Source organism: Mediterraneibacter agrestimuris (genome assembly GCF_943193195.1).
Lineage (GTDB): Bacteria > Bacillota > Clostridia > Lachnospirales > Lachnospiraceae > Schaedlerella > Schaedlerella agrestimuris.
Genome location: NZ_CALPDG010000047.1, coordinates 1 through 21,141 on the forward strand (window position 1 = coordinate 1; position 21,141 = coordinate 21,141).

19 protein-coding genes and 2 pseudogenes are annotated in these 21,141 nt (G+C 41.3%); 19 read left to right on the forward strand and 2 right to left on the reverse strand.

The annotated features are described in order from the left end of the window. On the reverse strand, positions 1-104 hold a 104-nt coding region (locus tag NFS18_RS19830), incomplete at its 3' end, for an IS110 family transposase (RefSeq protein WP_251392254.1). A gap of 312 nt (positions 105-416) precedes the next feature. On the opposite strand from NFS18_RS19830, the pseudogene NFS18_RS16290 reads away from it, so the two are divergent. The 18 genes and pseudogenes from NFS18_RS16290 to NFS18_RS16375 all read left to right on the forward strand — a co-directional run. After that, a pseudogene (locus NFS18_RS16290) lies at positions 417-1,301 on the forward strand (ATP-dependent DNA helicase); the annotation flags it as partial. 178 nt (positions 1,302-1,479) lie between these two features. Further along, positions 1,480-2,595, forward strand: coding sequence for a tyrosine-type recombinase/integrase (locus tag NFS18_RS16295; protein WP_251392217.1), 1,116 nt, complete (start codon positions 1,480-1,482; stop codon positions 2,593-2,595). Between the two features lie 12 nt (positions 2,596-2,607). Continuing rightward, positions 2,608-3,918 (forward strand): phage integrase N-terminal SAM-like domain-containing protein, encoded by a 1,311-nt coding sequence (locus NFS18_RS16300; protein WP_251392219.1) that lies wholly within the window; start codon positions 2,608-2,610, stop codon positions 3,916-3,918. A 17-nt stretch (positions 3,919-3,935) separates the two neighbouring features. Then, complete coding sequence (locus NFS18_RS16305) at positions 3,936-4,352, forward strand: tyrosine-type recombinase/integrase (RefSeq protein ID WP_251392221.1); 417 nt, start codon at positions 3,936-3,938, stop codon at positions 4,350-4,352. Next, entirely contained in the window at positions 4,345-5,841 is a 1,497-nt protein-coding gene (locus NFS18_RS16310; RefSeq protein WP_251392223.1) for a tyrosine-type recombinase/integrase, read from the forward strand. Before NFS18_RS16305 ends, NFS18_RS16310 begins: the two co-directional genes overlap by 8 nt. Next, positions 5,828-6,211, forward strand: coding sequence for a DUF6262 family protein (locus NFS18_RS16315; protein WP_251392224.1), 384 nt, complete (start codon positions 5,828-5,830; stop codon positions 6,209-6,211). Before NFS18_RS16310 ends, NFS18_RS16315 begins: the two co-directional genes overlap by 14 nt. Positions 6,212-6,384: 173 nt before the next feature. Beyond that, positions 6,385-7,353 carry a CBASS cGAMP synthase gene (locus tag NFS18_RS16320; RefSeq protein WP_251392225.1) on the forward strand — a complete coding sequence of 323 codons (969 nt, stop codon included), beginning with the start codon at positions 6,385-6,387 and terminating at the stop codon, positions 7,351-7,353. Continuing rightward, on the forward strand, positions 7,346-8,989 hold the full coding sequence (locus NFS18_RS16325; RefSeq protein WP_251392226.1) for a ThiF family adenylyltransferase: 1,644 nt from the start codon (positions 7,346-7,348) through the stop codon (positions 8,987-8,989). The genes NFS18_RS16320 and NFS18_RS16325 overlap by 8 nt, the downstream gene beginning before the upstream one ends. Then, entirely contained in the window at positions 8,986-9,465 is a 480-nt protein-coding gene (locus NFS18_RS16330) for a Mov34/MPN/PAD-1 family protein (RefSeq protein ID WP_251392227.1), read from the forward strand. Before NFS18_RS16325 ends, NFS18_RS16330 begins: the two co-directional genes overlap by 4 nt. A 2-nt stretch (positions 9,466-9,467) precedes the next feature. Then, on the forward strand, positions 9,468-10,115 hold the full coding sequence (locus tag NFS18_RS16335) for a Cap15 family cyclic dinucleotide receptor domain-containing protein (RefSeq protein ID WP_251392228.1): 648 nt from the start codon (positions 9,468-9,470) through the stop codon (positions 10,113-10,115). Between the two features lie 138 nt (positions 10,116-10,253). Continuing rightward, positions 10,254-10,442: pseudogene (locus NFS18_RS16340) on the forward strand (ABC transporter ATP-binding protein); the annotation flags it as partial. After that, positions 10,435-12,960, forward strand: a complete 2,526-nt coding sequence (locus NFS18_RS16345) for an FtsX-like permease family protein (protein ID WP_251392236.1) — start codon at positions 10,435-10,437, stop codon at positions 12,958-12,960. The pseudogene NFS18_RS16340 and the gene NFS18_RS16345, both read left to right, overlap by 8 nt. 163 nt (positions 12,961-13,123) lie before the next feature. Next, on the forward strand, positions 13,124-14,434 hold the full coding sequence (locus tag NFS18_RS16350; protein WP_251392238.1) for a phenylacetate--CoA ligase family protein: 1,311 nt from the start codon (positions 13,124-13,126) through the stop codon (positions 14,432-14,434). Position 14,435: 1 nt separating this feature from the next. After that, positions 14,436-16,181: an indolepyruvate ferredoxin oxidoreductase subunit alpha gene (gene iorA, locus NFS18_RS16355; protein ID WP_251392240.1), complete on the forward strand. Its 1,746-nt coding sequence runs from the start codon at positions 14,436-14,438 to the stop codon at positions 16,179-16,181. A gap of 2 nt (positions 16,182-16,183) precedes the next feature. Beyond that, a complete protein-coding gene (locus NFS18_RS16360; RefSeq protein ID WP_251392242.1) occupies positions 16,184-16,753 on the forward strand; it encodes an indolepyruvate oxidoreductase subunit beta in 570 nt (189 codons plus the stop codon). A gap of 24 nt (positions 16,754-16,777) precedes the next feature. Further along, positions 16,778-17,197 carry an ACT domain-containing protein gene (locus tag NFS18_RS16365; protein ID WP_251392244.1) on the forward strand — a complete coding sequence of 140 codons (420 nt, stop codon included), beginning with the start codon at positions 16,778-16,780 and terminating at the stop codon, positions 17,195-17,197. 73 nt (positions 17,198-17,270) lie between these two features. Then, positions 17,271-18,605: a phenylacetate--CoA ligase family protein gene (locus NFS18_RS16370; protein ID WP_251392246.1), complete on the forward strand. Its 1,335-nt coding sequence runs from the start codon at positions 17,271-17,273 to the stop codon at positions 18,603-18,605. 57 nt (positions 18,606-18,662) lie between these two features. Continuing rightward, the gene (locus NFS18_RS16375; RefSeq protein ID WP_251392248.1) at positions 18,663-19,109 is read left to right on the forward strand and encodes an ACT domain-containing protein; all 447 of its coding nucleotides are present in this window, start codon (positions 18,663-18,665) and stop codon (positions 19,107-19,109) included. Between the two features lie 145 nt (positions 19,110-19,254). Here the strand turns inward: NFS18_RS16375 and NFS18_RS16380 are convergent, their stop codons facing one another. Beyond that, positions 19,255-19,452, reverse strand: a complete 198-nt coding sequence (locus NFS18_RS16380; protein ID WP_251392250.1) for a cold-shock protein — start codon at positions 19,450-19,452, stop codon at positions 19,255-19,257. Positions 19,453-19,957: 505 nt separating this feature from the next. Here NFS18_RS16380 and cysK point away from each other — a divergent pair. Further along, complete coding sequence (gene cysK / locus NFS18_RS16385; RefSeq protein ID WP_251392252.1) at positions 19,958-20,887, forward strand: cysteine synthase A; 930 nt, start codon at positions 19,958-19,960, stop codon at positions 20,885-20,887. Positions 20,888-21,141 lie beyond the last annotated feature (254 nt).

The following is a 21,141-nucleotide window of genomic DNA, read 5'->3' on the forward strand; positions in this document are numbered from 1 at the left end:
TGTTTGTCTTCGGCAACGAAGTCGCCAGAGTCATTATCGTTCCAAACGATACCACAGTATTTTGCGAGGGCATTGGCATTAGGAAAAGCTTTAATGGAGCCCATCTCAGCTAAGATACCGGCTGAATAAACTTTACCGATTCCGGGAATGGAATTCAGTACCGTGTACTCGTCAGGGTTTAAGCCCTGAACTGTTTGAAGGATTGCTTTATCAATCGCTTTGAGTTCTCTTTCAAAGGAACTGATACAGTTAAAGGAAGAAGCGATTGAGATAGTAAGCGGCTCGTAGAGACATTTATCAAGCCGGTATGAGTTACGGGCTGCAGCCTGTAAAATCTTTGCAGTTTCTTCCGGATCAGCGATGCGCCCTCTGCTCTTAGAGTTAATAAAAGCGACAAGGTCTTCCAGTGATGAATTAACGATGGGAAATATGTTCGTTATTTGCGTTTGGATGCAGAGCAGCTTCCTATTCTGTGTGCGGCCAGCCGGGAAATCCCAAGGCAACTTCGGAAGATGTTGTGGGATAGGAAAGAAAGTTTATCTGCTATTTTAACCAGCGGAACACTAAAGGCGGGAGCAGGGTTTGCCAGAACCAGGCAGATTACTGGGCTGGAAGGAAGAGCAGGAGTGCAGGAATATGTGGCGGAGTCTCCATTTTCCTATGAGCGGAACTGCTTGTTATATCTGCCAAAGACATTGAAGCGTTGGAAAAGAGGGAGCCGGGAAGAGGCGGCGATGGTGGCAAATCACATTCACTCCCTGATTTGTTCCACTTACGGGCATACGCTGGTGCTGTTTACTTCTTATACGCTTATGGGAAGTGTGTACCAGATTTTAAGAGATAACCTGCCGTTTCCTATGGTGGAAGTATGGAGACATTCTCAGGAAGAAATCCAGCGGTTTAAGACCATGGAGAATGCGGTGTTGTTTGCAGCCGGCTCCTGTTGGGAAGGTGTAGACTTTCCGGGGGATATGGTGTCTTCCCTCATCATTGTGAAACTGCCTTTTGCAGTACCGGATCCCATCAGCGAAGCGGAGAAGGACACGTATGATTCTTTGGAATCCTATATTCAGTCTATCATTGTGCCGGATATGCAGAAGAAATTGCGCCAGAGATTTGGAAGAGCCATCCGGACGGAAACGGATACCTGCGTGGTGTCTATTTTAGATATCCGGGCAGGAAAAGGCGGCAGGTACCATGAAGAAGTGTTGTCTGCCCTTCCGCTATGCCAAATGGCAGAGGAACTGAAAGATGTGCAGGACTTTATCCGTAGTCGAAAAAGTGTAGAGTATTATCTGTAACAGGAAGAATCCCTTTTCCGGTCTTGTTGGTTGTGCTTGCTTTTTAGACGCTTTCGTTGGAAAAGTTTAGTACAGTTTTTGGGGCGGTTTTAGAGGGATTGTTGGTATTGATGAATAGATATTTTGGCATGAAGTGAGTATACTGTGCATAGCGTTAGAGGAAAGGAAGGTGAGTAAAATGGCACGATATGCAGTGGAACATATCTGGGAAGGAAAACGAGAATATTTTTTAATCCGGGATCATCAGAGCTGGCAGATGGTGCTGCTCCCATCGAAATATCTGACGCATTTAATCAAAGCAAACCGTTCCCCGAATACCGTTGGCCGCAGGGCGAAATCCATTCGGTTCTATTTAGAATATTTGGACGAAACAGAGATGGGACTATCCCATGTGGCGGAACTGGAATTCCAGGAACAATATGAACATTATGTGGGATTTCTCCGCTGGCTGAAAGTCGGAAATCATTTGCATGAAAAGAAAGAGAAATTGCCAAGCAATAAAACCTGTAATGCGTACTTAAAAGACGTGTTCAGGTTTTTCTGTTTTTTGGAGCTGGAAGCAGATATGGAAAGGCTGAAGGTGTTATATTATGACAGCTTTACCACCCATGATTCTATAGGTGTGAAACGGAAACTTAGATTCCGGTTATTCAATGGATATTTGAAAGAGGAAGAACGAAATGTCCGTCCGGCAGAGCATAATGAGATTATAGAACTTTTAAAGCAGTGTACCAACTGTAGAGACCAACTTCTTATCATGTTGCTGGCAGAGACAGGCTACCGGATTGGTGAGATTTTAGGTGTGGATTATACCAGAGATATTGATTATGACAGACGCACCATCCGGGTATTTTTCCGGGATGACAATGAGAACAAGGCAAGGGCAAAGAATGCGGCATACCGAAGATCCAAAGTAAGCGATGCTACCTTCCAATTTTTATTATTTTATCTGTCTAAGTACCGGGAACTTCTGCAGCACCAGCAGATGCTGTTTGTAAACATTGAAGGAGAGACTAAGGGAAAAGCACTGCAAGTAGATGCAGTCTACCGAATGTTAGAGCGGATGGAGAAAAAGACAGGCATCCATACAACGCCCCATATGCTGCGGAGATATTTTGGAAATATGAGACGGGATGCCGGGTGGCCGCTGGAAATGATCAGCGAAGCGTATGGACATAAACATATCGATACAACCATTAAATATCTGAACATTGTGGATGACCAGCTCATTGAAGCCAGCGATCAATACTACGCAAAACATTCTGCCCTTTATGATGTGGAGAAACTCCTGTAGGAGGTGAAGAACATGCCCGCTTATCAATTACATATTTATGAACAACAGGAAGAGCGGGAAGCACTGGAACAAAGAATCTGTGAGCAGGTGGATACCTGTACAGAGATAAAAGGGACGATTCGAAACCGGGTGAAGAAGTTCCTGATAGAAAAGGGAATTACTGATATTTCGGAAATAGACGTAGACTTAAGAATCCGGTATGAAGCGTATCTGAAAAGGAACGAAACCGTTCATGCACCGATTACCTGTCTGCGGGGATTTGACAGAATCGTCATTCATCGGATGAAAGAAGAGATGCGGACTCTGGCAGGGCAAAGAAAATATAGTACAGAGTATCGTGACCAGTGGCTATGCCTCACCCATTATCCGAAGGTGGAAATCGCAGAATCCTTTCTTGCTAGCAAGGATGGGAAGGAACTGTTATGGAATTTTACATTGGAGTGTCCAAGAAATGTAAAGATGCAGATTTTTAAAGTGCTGAAAGAGGTAATCCATACCTACGAAGGCTGGATGCGAAAAGAGAAATTGTTGGCACTGCAAAGATTTTATCAATTCTGTGTGGAGAACCAAGTGGCTGATATCGAGACCATGACACTGGCAGAAGAACAGAGATTCGGACATGAATTATCGGAGCATTTCACCGGGAAAAAGAAAAGTACTGTATTTGGCATCATACGGATGAGCAGAAAAATCTTATTTTTGCAGGCAACGGAAATCCATTGGAAAGCAAACATGTGGTTTTTGGAACGTTTTCATTTTTCTAAAGAACGTATGAATCCAAGCAAGCCGGTGGAATGGATATCCTTTAAAGAGGTGACGAATCTGGAAAATCAAAAGATTTTGCAAAAGTATTCGAGGTATCTGTTTGGAATTACAGATTTATCTATCAGCACCATCCGAATCAAGCTATTGGAGCTTCGCACGTTTTTAGTACATTTTAATGGAGAAGAAAAACCAATTTATGTAATGGAAGCCAAGAAAATTCAGGCATATCTGGAAAGAATCCGGAATCAGGATACTCGTGAGGCTACAGCCAATGCGCGGATTTTTATGCTCCTGCAGTTTTATAATTTCCTTATAGTCAGAGGCTATCTAAAAAGGATTCCCTTCCGGTATGAGTACTACCTGCAGAAAGAAATAAATGTTCATAATGACCGAAGCGTACCGGGAAAGGTATATGTAGAAATATTGTCAAAGCTGGTATATTTTCCAGAGCATTTACGGCTGATGTTCCTGCATCTGTGGTGTGCCGGAATCCGGGGAAGTGAAGTCTGTACCCTGACAGGTGGTGACTATGAAGAGAAGAATGGGACTACTGGCTGAAAGTATATCAAGTGAAAATGAAAACTTATAAACGGATTCCCATTCCGGAAGCATTGTATCAGCTGGCACAGGTATACAAAAAGAAATATCAGATTAAACCGAAAGAATATCTGTTTCGGAATCAAAAGGGTGGGGCATTCCGTTATGGAACATTCCGGTATCAGATGTTGAAATATTGTGAAATAAATCAGATTGCAGATGGGGAATACATTTTCAAATCCCATGATTACCGCCATAACCTGGCTACGCTTTACTATGACAGCGGTATTTCCATCCAGGCAGTGAGGGATTATCTGGGACATGAATATGAAGAAATGACCAGACAGTATGTGGACTATATGCCCAAGAAACTGGAAAAAGCCAGTGAAGCATACTTTCAAGAAGAAAACCATAGCTTTGCGGCGGAACTGATGAAAGGAGAGTTCCATGAATAAGAAACTATATCTAATAGATTTGGACTGCTATACAAGAGCAGATGAGAAATGGAAAAAGGAAGTGAAGGAAACCCATTGTTTTGACTTGAACCTACTTCCAACGAAAGGTCTCCAAAAAGAATTCCGGGCATTTATTAAGGAACGCAGCAGGCAATATGCACTGACAACGATGATACAGGAAAGAATTTTATATCAGAGATTTTGCAGTATTCTGAGGGATAAGCATATCTGTGTAGAGAGTCTGCAGGAACTGGAATGGGAACAATGGTTGTTAAAACTCCGGAGCTGGCTTTTGGAACATGGGCAGAAACTGACATTGCAGGGGATCAGCGTATATGGAAAAGAAAAGACAATGCCATCTAGTCTGATTACTTATGTTCGGAAAGCGTATCGATTTGTGGAAGAGGAAGATGAGCGAGATGAGATAGAGAAAGATATTTGGAAATTAGAGAATCTAGACATTCCTTATAAAAAGAATCCGATTAAAAATTTTCAGACCTTGAATTTTACAACGATTGCCCAGAATGACTTACGGGAAGAAACGAAAAAGTCAGTCTATGAGCATTTACACCATGAAGCGATTGCTACCATCTTCAAAGAGCTGACAGCTATCCGGAGGTTATCCAAATATCTGGCAGAAAAATATCCCGATATCCATTCAGCAGAAGAATTGGATCGGGAATTGCTGGAAGAATATCTGACCTATCTTGCAACGGAAGCGGAGGGTGTGAATAATTACCGGACGGATCTTACAAAACTCCGAGGAGTGCTGGAAACCATCGGAAAGTTATATGGATATCCACATTTAGAAAGTTTATTCTTGACCAGTGACTTGCCCAAGCAGGTGCAGCCCAAAATAAAATCTTATTCAGAGAGTGAACTCATGCGCTTTAATGCAGCGCTTGCAGTACTGGAAGAACAGATCGAGCGGCTCATGGTCATCCATCAGATGCTGGGGACAAGAATTTCCGATACCCTTACTTTACAGACGGACTGCCTGTATCGGCAGGACGGGCATCCTATGATTCAGATCAGGCAAATGAAAACAAACACATTTGTGAAGCCTATCAGTGCAGAGCTGGAACTACTGATTGAAAAAGCAATCCAATATACCAGAGAAACAAACGGAGATACGGTTTACATTTTTGTGGATGAGAAAAATACCAAGCGACCTCTGCAGTATAATACCATTCAAAACAAGGTGATGAATCTGATTCAGAAAAAAGATTTGAGGGACGATAAAGGAGAATTGTTTGGATTTGGAACGTATATGTTCCGCCATGTATATGGAATCCGACTAACAGAATTACATCTAGATGACTGGACTATTGCAAAATTGCTGGGACATACATCAGTAAAGAATGTGAAGTTTTACCGAAAGATGAGCCTTCAGATCATCGCAGATGAAACAAGAGAAATCAGAGCAGAGATGAGCCGGATGATCCGGGCGAATCTGGCAGGATGGGGGAAAGAGTATGAGCAAATATGATAAGATGCTGGAGACAAACCATAAGCAGAGCGTGGAGAAAATTCAGAGGGCAAAGCTAACAATCCAGGAGATGATCGAAGAAGAGGATAAAGTGACCGTTCCCAAACTGATGCAAAAGACTGGACTGTCCAGAGGATTTTTTTATAAGAACCCGGAAGTGCGAAAAGCGGTAGATCGTGCCTTTCAGCTACAGATCGGTATGGTAGATAAAAGAAGAAAGATTTTAGATATGGCGATGGACAACCGTATCCTGCTATTGGAACAGCAGGTGGCGAAACTGAAAAAAGAGAACGAGACATTACGGAAAGAAAATGAAGCAATGCGGAAAGCATTGAATAAGAGAGACTTGAATCTGATCAAGAATTTTTAATGAAGAAGAAAATAATCAGCGGCTGGCAGGGGCGTGAAGAACGCGCCTGCTGGTGGTTGTGGGGATAAAGTGGAATTACAAATATTTCATGGTTGACGTAGGAATGTAAAAGTGATAATCTTAAATTATTAGCACTCTATTTTGTTGAGTGCTAAACAAAAAAGGAGAATGATATGTTAGATTTAAATAAATTATTTTTAGATTTTCACGATGAAATTTCGTTGACAAAAACATATAAAGAAAAAATAACAAAAGGCCGGGATGCATTAAGAAATAAAATTGGTAACAAGTTTGAAGAAAAGGGGAGGAAAAAACCTCAACATTGTACACAGGGATCTTATGCCATGAAAACAGCTATTATGCCCTTAGATGGCGATGAGTTTGACCTAGATAATGGAGTTTATCTGAGAGGATATTCAACAGATCAGGATGATTGGCCAGCTGCTCAGACTGTACATACATGGGTAAAAGAGGCTGTAGAAAAACATACTTCAAATTCACCAATCGATAAAAATACCTGTATTAGAGTTGTATATGAAGATAAGTATCATATTGATTTACCAATTTATATCATGGGTGAGAATAGTGCTGGAGATAGTATAGCATATTTAGCTCATAAATCTAAAGGGTGGATTGAAAGCGATCCTAAAGCATTTACAGCTTGGTTTCAGGGATATGTTAATGAAAATGGGCAGGAAATCCGTCGCATGGTAAAATACTTGAAAGCATGGAAAGATTATAAGAACATTGATATTAAAGGAATGGCAATAACAATTTTAGTATGCAATAATTTTAGTGTGACTGAAAAACGGGATGATTTATCTTTATTGGACACTGTTACGAATATTATTGATTCTTTAGAGGATAGTTTCCATTGTTATAAACCAGTTACTCCTACTGATGAGGATTTGTTTGCAGATGTTAGTGAGACTTCAAAAAATGAAATCTTAAAAGGACTTAATAATTTAAAGAAGAAATTAGATGCTGCAATAAATGAAAAGAGTAACGAGAAGGACGCGACAGATATTCTTCAAAAAGTTTTTGGTGAAAGATTTCCAACTGGAGAAGATGCCGATAAAGATATAGCAGAGAGTACGGCAGGACCAATAAAATTAGGGAACGAGGATAAACATTTTGCATAAAGATGTATATGAATATTTAGTGGAAAGTGGAATTTCCTGCGAATATATGGAGAAAGAAAAACAAATAAAGATTTTCATTCAAACTGAAGGAAACCAGTATGAATTACGCATGAAATTTCCACAATATTATCCTTATGAATTTCCAGAAATTTATATCGAGGATCAAAAAGAACTTTGTGTACCACATTTATATACAGACAATAAATTGTGCTTATATGATACAAACGAAGTATTGCCAAATCCGGAACGATATCGAGAAGAAGCTCTGGAGAGTGTCAGACGTGCAAAAGATTTATTGGCAAGTAGCGAAAAACAAGAAAATATAATTGATTATCAAATAGAGGCGATTTCTTTTTGGGATGCTAAGGTAGCTGGAAAAATTGATTATCTGGGATCTGGAAATACAGATACACATTTATTGTGGAGTTGTGAATGGTTAGATGACTGGTTTGTAGTTGCAGATACTCAAGATAAAATCGAAGAATTTTTTGACAATTCTTATGGCTTACAAAAACCTAAAAATGCTATTTTTAAGAAAGCGTTATTTATAAATATAGGAATATCAGTTCTTATGCATCTTTATACAATTCAGGATATACATGATTTGATTCCGCAGAAAGAACTATCTAAATTTTACAGTTTTTTAGTAAGTAATCAAGGCGAGGGATTGATAATTTTATGTGCAGATAATGGTTTCGGTTCATGTCTTTTGGCATTAAAGATAAATCTATTATCTAATGGCATAAAACCATCACATAGAAATATAAAAGGCATGTTGGTGGCAAATAAAAGCCGGAAGTTTAAGCGGCTTAAATTAAAGAATTTTGAGATGAAAAGGTTGTTTACACGAGGCGGAGATGGAAGTGCTGCTTTTGACAAAAAATGTTTACTAATAGGTTGTGGTTCAATAGGGAGCTATGTAAGTAAAGCGATAATAGATACAGGTATTACCGATAATATAACATTACTGGATAATGATAATTTGAATATTGAGAATTTAGCCCGGCATTTATGTGGTAGTCAGTATCTTCTTTTTCCTAAACCTAAATCAGAGGTTCTTAAATCAGAATTACTTAAGCATTATCCAGCAATGAAATGTAATTCCATAGTAGGGAATGCATGGGAATATCTCTTGAATCATTGTTGTTTAATAAATGATTTTGATATTATTTGGGTTTGTGTTGGAAATACAGTAATCGAAAAAAAGATTATACAACTTATCAAAGAAAAAGTCATTCATAAAGAATGTATTATTTTATGGGTAGAACCGTATTTGATTGCAGGACATGCTTTGATCTTGCAAAAGGAAATTGATGAAAGTACGGAAAAAAGTATTTTTGATGTGAACGGAGCGTTCAATAATAATGTTTTAAATGATAGTAAGGAATATTTAAAGAGCGAAGCAGGATGTCAGAGTGCATATGCACCATATGCAGGATTTGAGGCACAGAAATTTGTTCTGGATTTTTTAGATGTTTACTATAGAAAAGTCTATTCTAAAGAAGAGAAACATAATTATGAATTTACTTGGATTGGAAAAATGAAATGGGCTAGGCAGAAAAAATTCAATATTAAATCTAAATGGCGGGCAAAAGAGGATAGATTTATGGAATTGAAAAGGATTGACAATCAATGAATTATGAGATTAACAACTTAAAAATTATTGTGAAAGACGGGGTAATTGATAATATAAAAAAAACCTATTGGTCAAATCTTAAATACGAGACAGGAGGAATCCTGCTTGGAAAATTTAATAGGAAAAACAAACTTATAGAAATATCAGAAGTTTATGAATTGAAAACAAGTCTTTTTTCAAAAATTTTATATAAAAGGAATGCAAGAAAAGCACAAAAAATTATTAATAAGAGATGGAAAGAAACAGAAGGGATAATAAATTATATTGGCGAATGGCATACTCATCCGAATATGCTGGCACATCCATCAAGAACAGATATTAATTCATTAAAAGAGATTTATGATAAAGTAAAACATGTATTACCGGGTACTATATTGATAATTGCAGGAAAAGACGAAAATATCAATTTGATAGTACAGAGTGGTGATGTTATTGAAATGAGAATATTATCGAAAGAAAAGGAGCGAAAAGAGTAAAAATGCATCCATATACAATTGATACAGGTATAAGAAAGACAATTCTTTGGGTGATATTTATTGTAAGCATAATTTTATCATCTTTTTTAACATATTGGTTTGAAGGAAGTATTACGAGTGCGAGGAGCTGGTTGCAACAGTTTGAGTGGATTAGACAGATAGTTGATATATGTGATGGATTTGGTGTAACAACAAATTTTATTGGAGTTCCATTTTTATATGTAGCAATATATTATTTTTTCGATAATGTTTTATGGAGAACAAAGTGGTTCAAAAAAATCCTTAATGTTCCGGATTTGCGAGGACATTGGGAAGGAACACTTACGTCCAATACATATCAAAAAACCATAAATATGGAAATGGATGTGAAACAAACGTGGAGTAAAATTAGTTTTGTTTCAACATTTCCAAAATCGAAATCAGAAAGCAATGTTGCATCGATGTTTATTGAAAGGGATGGAATAGTAAAAGTAGGATTTGGATTTATAAATCACAGTAGGGAATTACCACATCAGTATGATGGGTATAATATCTTAGAAATGGATAGTGATACACATTTATTTGGACGTTATTTTAACAATCGTGATAATAATAATGTGGGTAATAGTGGCGGAAACATTGGAACGTTTGATTTAGATAAACAAAATTAAAATAATGGATAATAAAGAATGAGCAGGTGATAAGCCTGCTTTTTTCATCCGCAATATTTAAGTGTACACAGTACACAAGTGTGTATTTCGTTAAAGCCCCTGTTTTCAAGGCATAAGTGGATAGGGGTACAGTTTACCGATGAACCCACTGGTAATCTGGATACCGCTACCGGGCATGATGTGCTGGGATTGCTTAAAATTGTCGCAAAGCAATTTCGCCAGACGATTGTTCTGATTACGCATGATAATGATATTGCGCAGATGGCAGACAGGATTGTACGGATTGAGGATGGCAGGACCGTGAGAGGAAGTGGTTTCCATGCTTAGAAATAACAATCAGGCGGTTGTAGAACATCTGGCAAAAAGAAATATGAAAAGTAATGAAAAGCGCAGCATGTCGATGATTCTGGCGGTGATGTTGTCCTCTTTTTTGGTGTTCAGTGTTTTTACTATTGGAGCAACTTATCTGAAAATGCGGAAACAGCAGAATATTCGTTTGAGCGGAGCGGATTTTGATGCTATTATGTATGGAATTACAGAAGAGCAAGAACAGTTATTGAATCAAAATGCGGATATAGAACATTATGGTATTGTGATGGTTTCAGGCGCGGTAATCGAAACCGAAGCTGACAAAACGCCGGGCGTTGGACTGGTATATGCTGATGATACCTACTGGAATGAAATGATGGAGCCCGCCAGAAAATTTGTAAAAGGACATTATCCGATAGAAGAAAATGAAGTGATGGTTACGGAAGACGCACTGGAGAAGTGCGGATTCTCAGACAAGAAAATAGGGGATGAAATCACATTTGTGTATGAGATAAATGCGAAAAGAGCAGAGGAAACTTTTTTAATCTCAGGTATATGGGATGGATATGGCGACACAGATATGTTTTATATGTCCAAAAATTTTTTTGAAAAACAGGAACTTGATGCAATGTATTATGGCCGCTGTCATATTTCCTTTCATAAAAAGTGGATGACGGACGAGGAACAGCAGGTATTTATAGACAGCATGAATCTGGCAAAATCACAACGCTTGTTTTATGTGTATGAGTATGGAAACGCAGTGAAAATCTTTCTCGGACTTGCAGGGATTGCGCTTGTTACATGCTTAAGCGCCTATCTGCTGATTTATAATATTATGTATTTATCTGTGGCAGGAAATATTCGTTATTATGGGCTTTTGCAAACGATAGGAATGACCGGACGGCAGATCCGGCAGTTGATGAGAAAACAGCTTTTATGGATCGGCGGTATTGGGATGACGGTGGGAATTTTACTTGGAGCAGGTGTTTCCTTTTTTCTGATTCCGGTCGTGGTAAAGACATTGGTGCCGGGAGTTAAATCAGGAGAAATACGAGTTACATTTCATCCGATGATTATCTTACTGACGATTCTATTAACCGGATTTACCATCTGGTATGCGGGGAGAAAACCGACGAAAATTGCAGTGGAAAGCTCGCCCATAGAAGCGCTCGGATATTGTTCTGTTTCTGGTATAAGGAAAAGCCGCAAAACGAGAAAAGGGAATCTGGCTATTCATATGGCTGCGGAACAATTGATGCGCAATAAGAAAAAGACAGTGATTACTATGCTGTCGCTGGCAGCCAGCCTTTCCGTATTTATTTGTCTGATCACTTTGCTGCACACACAGTCGGCAAGAGAATACAATTACAATTACATGGGGCTGGATATGATCCTCAAAAACGATACAATTAATAATATGGTTTTGGATCGAGAAGAAGGAGGCAAAGAACAGATTCAGGGAGTCCGTCCGATTTTGAATGAGGAACTATTGGAGCAGATCAGAATGACAGATGGTGTGGCAGGAGTACTGCCGACACTCAGTATTCCTACGATCGTTCCTTGGGATGCGGAAGTAACGGATGTCTGGATGCGTGAATTTTATGATACATGGATGACCATCCCTTATGAGGATGATGTGAAAGAATACAAGACACATCCTGAGAACTTCGGATCCTCACTGGTTGGGATTACAGAGGAAGATTTTCGTGCGTTGAATGCGGAATTGGAATACCCGGTGGATGAGGAAACATTTTTTAGTGGAAAGACATGTATTTTGTACAGGAATGGTTTGTATGGATTGAATGAAAGTGATTTGTTGGGAAAACAGATTTCTTGTGCAGAATATTTGAATCCGGAAAATGTCTGGACGTTTGAAATCGTGGGAATGACTGACATTAACGACTATGTGGCATTTCTGGGAGAGCCGCCCACGATGCTTGTGATCGACCATGTGGTGAAAGATTTTGTGGAAGAACCGATTGTCTTTAGAGCAGGGATTCATTATGCGGAAGAATATAGTGCAGATACAGAAAATGCTATTCTTTCCATAATAAAAGCAAGTCCGGATGCAACAGATTTTTCGTGGGATTCTAAAATCGAACAGAAGGAAAATGTAAAAGCGGCACAGGGACATATGATGGAGGTTGGTATTGGAATCGTTCTGATACTTGGAATCATCGGTGTGATGAACTATATTAATACTTCTGTCGGAAATATGCAGAGCCGGCAGAAAGAAATTTCGATTATGGAAAGTGTTGGAATGACGGAACAACAAGTAAAGGAAATGCTGATGTGGGAAGGAATCTTTTATACCGGAGGAGTGTTATTTCTGACGTTGACAGCAGGTATTGGAATCACCTATGCAATTTATCAGACTATGAATTATACAGGTGCAGGATTCTGGTTTCCGATTCTGCCTTTCTTGGGGGCGGCGGCTGTTTTGCTTGCAATATGTATTGTTGTGCCGACGGCGGCATATAAGAAGATTGAAAAGAACGGCAGCCTGGCAGAACGGATCCGGGTATCTGTGGAATGAGTTGTCGGGCGTTCCGCTTGGCACGGTGCAGAATGTATTTGACGGTGTGTTTTATGAAAAATTCAGATAGAAAATTATCTTTTCGAAATTAACGCTTTAATTCGAGAAAGTATTGTGGTATGATAATAAATATGATTTTGGATTGCAGAGGAGGAAGTGAATCATGATATGGGCGAAGGAAGAAACCCTGCCGAGAGCTGAGATTGAAAAAATCCAGCTTGAGAAACTAAAGCAGACGGTATCTTACATATATGAAAAAGTAGCACCTTATCGGAGGAAGATGGAGGAAGAAGGTGTGAAGTCAGAGGATATTCAGTCTTTGGCGGATTTGAAGAAGCTGCCCTTTACTTACAAGGCGGATTTTAGAGATAATTATCCAGATGGATTATTTGCAGTGGAGAAGAGAGATCTTGTCCGATATCATGCAAGTTCTGGTACGACAGGAAAACCAACAGTTGTTGGCTATACAAGAAATGATTTGGAGATGTGGCTGAATAATGTGGCGAGAATCGCTTGTATGGGCGGAGCAACTTCGGAGGATGTGGCACAGATTGCATTCGGTTACGGTACATTTACCGGAGCGCTGGGACTGCATGGTGGTTTGGAGAAAGTCGGAGCTTCGGTGATTCCGATGTCATCCGGCAATACAAATAAGCAGATTATGTTTTTACAGGATATGGGAGTGACTCTTCTTGTAGCAACACCATCCTATGCATTACATCTGGGCGAGGAACTGAGGGCAAGAGGAATTGACCCGTCTAAGGATTTGAAGATACATATCGGACTTTTCGGCGGCGAGGGTATGACAGAGCCGATGCGTGATGAGATGCACAAGGTCTGGGGAGAGCAGTTTGTCTGTACACAGAACTATGGCATGAGTGAGTTGTGCGGACCGGGTGTGGCAGGAGAATGTACAGAATTGTGCGGCATGCATATCAACGAAGACTGGTTTATTCCTGAGATTATCAATCCGGAGACGGGAGAGGTGCTTCCGCCGGGAGAACAGGGAGAACTTGTTATTACCTGTCTTGGCAAGGAGGCGCTTCCATTGGTTCGATATCGGACAGGAGATTTGACCAGACTGATGTATGAACCTTGCAAATGCGGCAGAACGACAGCGCGCATGGAGAATCTGTCCGGACGTGCGGACGACATGCTTGTTATTCGCGGTGTCAATGTATTCCCGACACAAATTGAGGAAGTGCTCTTTAAGATTGATGAGATCGGACCGCATTATGAGATTCTGGTGGAGAGAAAGAACCGTCTTGATGTGATGACGATTACCGTGGAGCTGATTGACGACAGACTGCTTGACGGTTACACAAAGCTAAATGAATTGGAAAAGAAAATCAAGTCTGCACTGAAGTCGCAGCTTGGTCTTGCAACTCAGCTTAGGCTGGTAGCTCCGAACTCTTTACAACGGTTTGAGGGCAAGGCAAAGAGAGTAACAGATTTACGAAAGGATGGATTATAAAATGGCGGAAAAAGTGATTATGCTGGGAAATGAGGCAATTGCCCGGGGCGCCTATGAGGCGGGGGTGAAGGTTTCTTCTGCGTATCCGGGAACACCGAGCACAGAGATCAGCGAATATCTTGTACAGTATAAAGAAGATGTATATGAAGAATGGGCGCCCAATGAGAAGGTGGCGGCAGAAGTGGCAGTGGGGGCCAGTATCTCTGGGGTGCGTGCCATGGCATGTATGAAGCATGTGGGACTGAATGTGGCGGCGGATCCGCTGTATTCCGTTTCTTATATGGGAGTAAACGGCGGATTGGTTCTGGTTGTGGCAGACGATCCGGGACTATATAGTTCCCAGAACGAGCAGGACACAAGAATGGTGGCGAGAGCCGCACAGATTCCGGTGATCGAGCCCTCTGACAGTGCAGAAGCAAAGGATTTTTTTAAAACGGCGTTTGAGCTGAGTGAGAAGTATGACAGACCGTTTATTTTCCGTACTACGACAAGACTGGCGCATTCACAGGGACTGGTGGAGCTACAGGAGAGAAATGAAGTACCGGATAAAGAATATGTAAAAAATATCCGTAAGAATGTGATGATGCCGGGAAATGCAAGGCTTCGTCATGTTGAGATCGAGAAACGGAATCAGGAGCTGGCAGAGGCTGCAAATACACTTCCGATCAATACGTTGGAGATGAATGATACTTCCATCGGTGTGATCACAAGCGGAATCCCATATCAGTATGTAAAGGAGGCGCTGCCGAATGTTTCCGTATTGAAGCTTGGTATGGTGAATCCACTGCCGAGAAAAATGATCGAAGATTTCGCGGCAAAGGTAGATACTCTTTATATTGTAGAAGAACTCGATCCGGTCATTGAAGAACAGGTAAAATCATGGGGGATTCAGGCAATCGGAAAAGAGATATTTACTGTGCAGGGAGAGTACAGCGCCAATATGCTGCGTACTGCGGTCCTGAAAGAAGAGGTGAAAGTGAAGGCTCCTGCAGAAGCGCCGCAGCGTCCGCCGATTCTCTGTCCGGGATGTCCTCACAGAAGCGTGTACCATGTTCTGAATAAGCTGAAGCTGCATGCTGCAGGTGATATTGGATGTTACACATTGGGAGCAGTTGCGCCGCTTAGTGTAGTAGATACAACCATGTGCATGGGTTCCAGCATTTCCACTTTACATGGCATGGAAAAAGCGAGGGGCAGAGAGTACATCAAAGACTGGGTTGCCGTGATCGGGGATTCTACGTTCTTACATACAGGTGTGAACTCTTTAATGAATATGGTATACAATCATGCAAGCGGAACAGTTATGATCCTTGATAATTCTACAACCGGAATGACAGGACATCAGGATCATGCGGCAACCGGAAAGACATTGATGGGCGATCCGACTTATGCAATTGATATTCCGGCGCTTTGTAAGGCACTGGGTGTGAAAAATGTTGTGGAAGTCAATGCTTTTGACATTTCACTTCTGGAAAAGACCATCAAGGAGGAGCAGGCAAAGGAAGAAGTGTCTGTGATCATTACGAAGTCTCCCTGTGTGCTGCTGGATAAATCGAAAAAACCACTTTACATTGCTCACGAAGATAAATGTAAAAAGTGTGGTATGTGTATGAAGCCGGGGTGTCCGGCAATGACAAAGAATGTAGATGGAACCATTCACATTGATGATACCATGTGTACGGGATGCGGACTTTGTGAAACACTATGTAAATTCGATGCGATAGAACTGGTAAAGGTGGGTGAATAAGGATGGCGACAAAAAATATTATGATCGTAGGCGTCGGCGGACAGGGAACCTTGCTTACCAGCCGTATTTTAGGTGGTCTGACAATTGCCGGCGGATATGACGTTAAACTTTCCGAAGTACACGGAATGGCACAGCGGGGCGGAAGTGTAGTAACCTTTGTACGTTACGGAGAAAAGGTGGCAGAGCCGATTGTTGAAGAAGGACAGGCAGATGTGATCATCGCATTCGAGCGTCTGGAAGCATTACGTTATGCACACTTCCTCAAAAAGGACGGCGTGCTGATTGTCAATGACTGGCGTATTGATCCGATGCCGGTTGTCATCGGGGCGGCAGAGTATCCGGAGAACATTCTGGAAACTTTGGAGAAGGAATATAAAGTTTATAAGGTAAATGCGACGGAGGAGTCCAAGAAATTGGGGAATCCGAGAGTATTCAATTTGATCGTACTGGGAATTGCGGCACAGCATATGGATTTCACGAAAGAGCAGTGGTATGATGTGATTGAAAAGACAGTACCTCCGAAGACGATCCAAATCAACAAGAAGGCATTTGACGTAGGATATGAACTTTAATCTGCGAGAAGGAGAGTGAAAGGGATGATTCAACAGTTATCAGTATTTGTGGAAAATCAGCCGGGCAGTATTATGCGTGTAACCTCTGAGCTGACAGATGCAAAAATCAATATCCGGGCAATCGCGTCCTTTGATACACCGGAATTTGCGATTTTACGTCTGGTTGTAGATCAGCCGGAGCGGGCGAAAGATGATTTGACGAGCAAGGGATTTGTAGTACGTCTGCAGAAGGTCATTAGTGTGGAATTGAAGGATGAAAAGGGAAATTTAAATCAGATGCTGGAGGTTCTGGCAAAAGGCGGAATCAGTATCAACTATATTTATTCTTTTGTAATCCGAGGGGACAAAGCGCCGGTTATGGTGTTTAATACAGATGATTATGAGAAGGCGGAAAAGGTTCTGAAGGAAGCCGGCGTGAAATTAATCGATGAGGCTGATTTATAGGTGTTTTGGAAAACAGATGATAAGAATATACCGGGTAATCAGAATTTGAAAGGAAACAAGGAGCAGGAAAACGATGGCAACAGGTGTGGCAAAAGAAAACTGGGTTGAGAGAATCCGCGACCCAAAAATCGAATGTATGAGCAAAGATGAAATGACGGCTTTGCAGAGCAAAAGATTGGTAGATGTGGTTAACAGAGTTTATGATCATGTAGAATTCTATCGTAAAAAAATGCAGGATTTGGGTGTAGAACCGGGGGATGTCAAAGGAATAGAAGATATCGGCAAGCTCCCCTTTACAACAAAAGAAGATCTGCGTGAAAATTATCCTTTCGGACTGCTGGCAATTCCGAAAAAGGACGTAATCCGTGTACAGGGAACATCCGGAACGACCGGAAAGCTGACACTTGCTTCGTATTCACAGAAAGATGTGGATGTATGGGGGGAATGTGTGGCAAGATGTCTGACCATGGCAGGCCTCACTGATGAGGATATCATACATGTATGTTATGGTTATGGGTTGTTTACCGGCGGTATGGGACTGGATTTCGGCGCCAGAGCGCTGGGAGCCATGGCGATTCCGATGTCTGCGGGAAATACGAAGCGGCAGATGATGTGTATGGAAGATTTCGGGGCAACTGCTTTTGCATGTACGCCGTCCTATGCGCTTTATCTGGCAGAATCTATTCAAGAAGCCGGACTTGTAGATAATATGAAAATTAAAGTTGGTATTCATGGTGCAGAGCCTTGGACAGAGGAAATGCGGAAGAAGATAGAAAATATTCTGAAAATCAACTGCTTCGATATTTATGGGCTTTGTGAAATTACCGGACCGGGTGTGGCGCAGGACTGCATCTATCATGCAGGACTGCATATTCATCATGATCATTTCTATCCGGAGGTGCTGGATCCAGTGACACATGAGGCATGTGCAGATGGGGAGACAGGAGAATTGGTATTTACTACATTGTCGAAAGAGGCAATGCCGCTGCTTCGTTACCGTACAAAGGATTTGACAAGCATTGACCACAGTACCTGTGCATGCGGAAGAACACTGCCGAGAATTTCTAAGTTTACCGGACGAACTGACGATATGAAGGTAATCCGCGGCGTCAATGTATTCCCAACTCAGGTAGAGACAGCGCTGCTTAGTATGGGCGGAGCAGTCGCGCCGCATTACCTGATGATTGTAGACCGAGAGGACAATCTGGATGTGCTGACTGTTATGGTAGAAGTGGATGAGAGCATGTTCTCTGATGAAATCCGTAAGCTGGATGCTCTTAGAAACAAGATTGGCACAGTTTTGAAACAGGCGCTTGGCGTATCAGTCAAAGTAAAGCTGGTTGAGCCGAAGACTATTCAGAGAAGTGAAGGTAAGGCAGTAAGGGTTATTGATAATCGGAATTTGTAGAGAGGTTTGCAAATTTGAGAGAAAACTATTTGTAAACAGACTGGAAGGAGATAGATTATGGGAATCACAATAAAACAGTTATCTGTATTTTTGGAGAACAGAGAGGGGCGTCTGGACGAGGTTTTGAATGTTCTGGCAGAAAATGATGTCAATATTGTTGCCCTGAGTCTGGCTGACACGACAGAATATGGCATGCTTCGTATGATTGTTTCTGATCCGGAAAAGGGCAAGTATGTACTGAAGGAAAGCGGGTTCCGTGCAATGCTGACTGATGTTGTAGCGCTGCGTGTACCGCATGCGACAGGATCTCTTAGTAAGGCAATGCATGAGATTATGGAAGGGAAAATCAATGTAGAATATATGTATGCCTTTGCAAATGGAGAAGATGCATCTGCTGTTTTAAAATGCGATGACCCGGAAAAAGTAGTCGATATATTGCGGGAAAGTGGATTCGATGTATGGGAAGCTTCTGAGGCTTATGTGTCCAATGTACAGGGAGAATAGGAATAAAAAACCAGCACCGGGAAACCGATGCTGGTTTTTTATAATCTCATTTCACTGTATTGCTTTTAAATATTAAATCTAGTCTCTAGCCTTTGTAGTCTAAATTAATAAATTTATATAATTAAAAGGTACATAAAAAATCTGATTAAAGTTTTACTACGTTAGTAGCCTGAGGTCCCTTAGCGCCTTCTGTTACGTCAAACTCAACAGCCTGGCCTTCTTCTAAGGATTTGAATCCATCCATTACTAATCCTGAATAGTGTACGAATACATCGTTTCCTTCGGAATCAGAGATGAATCCATAGCCTTTTTGGTTGTTAAACCATTTTACTGTACCTGTCATTGTGTTGCCCTCCATAAAAATAAAAAAATAATAAGTGATGTACCTAACGAAATTCGTATTGATACTGTGATAGCGTAGCATATTTAACAATGAAAGTCAACGGATTTCTGGCAGAAGCCGTAAATTTGTACAACAGTTCAGTCTCTTGCGAAACTGTTGCAGAATCTATACTTCTATTATACATTCGCTGTCGTTATGCACAGCGGCAGGCTATGCATAGTAACACTAGATTAGGTTACTTTTCACACCTACGGTGCTCAAAACAACGAATCCGGTCTATTTAAAGTTGCCTTACGACAAGAGACCGGATTCCAGCCCCGATACTGTACTGGTCCGTGACCGTGCAGCGCAGTGCACGACCCGGGTGTGAAAAGTAACTAGATCAGTACAAAACAGACAGAGGATATTTTAGGGCATTGTTTTTTGGCAAAAGTGAGATTAAAATAGGGGTATGCAGATGAGAGTAGTGAAAGTAGAAAATATAAAAAGCAGAGGAGTTAAGGAAATGGGAAAAATTTACAAGAGTGTAATGGATCTGGTAGGGAGAACACCACTGTTTGAAGTGGAAAATGTTGAGAAGAAACTGGATTTAAAGGCAAAGGTACTGGTGAAACTGGAGTATTTTAATCCGGCGGGAAGTATTAAGGATCGTGTGGCATTACAAATGATAGAAGATGCTGAACAGGAAGGCCGTATTGGGAGAGGCGCAACGATCATTGAACCTACCAGCGGCAATACAGGAATCGGTCTTGCAGCAATTGCGGCTTCAAAAGGATACAAGGCAGTCTTTGTTATGCCGGAAACGATGAGCATTGAGCGGAGAAAGCTGCTTCTCGGGTATGGAGCAGAGATTGTGCTGACAGAGGGTGATAAGGGCATGAGCGGTGCTATCGAACGTGCCGGTGAGTTGGAGAAGGAACTGGAGAATGCGCTTGTGCTGGGGCAGTTTGTCAATCCGTCTAATCCCAAGGCACATTATCTGGCGACCGGACCGGAAATATGGGAGGATACGGAAGGAAATGTAGATATTTTTGTGGCAGGTGTGGGAACAGGGGGAACCATTACCGGGACAGGGGACTATTTGAAGAAACAGAATCCGAACATCAAGGTGGTTGCTGTGGAACCAAGTCATTCAGCAGTATTATCCGGCGGTAAAGTGGGAGCGCATGGACTACAGGGAATAGGGGCGGGCTTCATTCCGGAGGTGTTGAATACAGAGGTGTACGACAGTATTTGCCCTGTGTCAGAAGAAGACGCTTATGAATCGGTAAAACTGTTTGCCAAGACGGAGGGACTGCTGGTCGGCATTACCTCGGGAGCGGCGCTTTTTGCGGCGATTAAAGAGGCAGAAAAAGAAGAAAATGTAGGGAAGACGATTGTGGCGATTTTGCCGGATACGGGAGAGAGATATCTGTCTACGCCGTTATTTGAATAGAGAAATATGTGGAGAGTTCAGTGTTCTCCATTTATATATATGAAAATTCGTTCCCTATATCATAAAAAACTTCCAAAAATTCGCACTTGCAAGAAGAACTGATATGTCGCAGGCGGCTGAACACGATGTATGAAAGTCCGCTCCGTTTATAATAGCAAATTATTTAAAAAGAAAAGGGTAACAGTTCAGCCTTTCGGCTGCACTGTTACTCAAAACAGTCCACCGGACTGTTTTATCGCATGCTTGGCAACTGA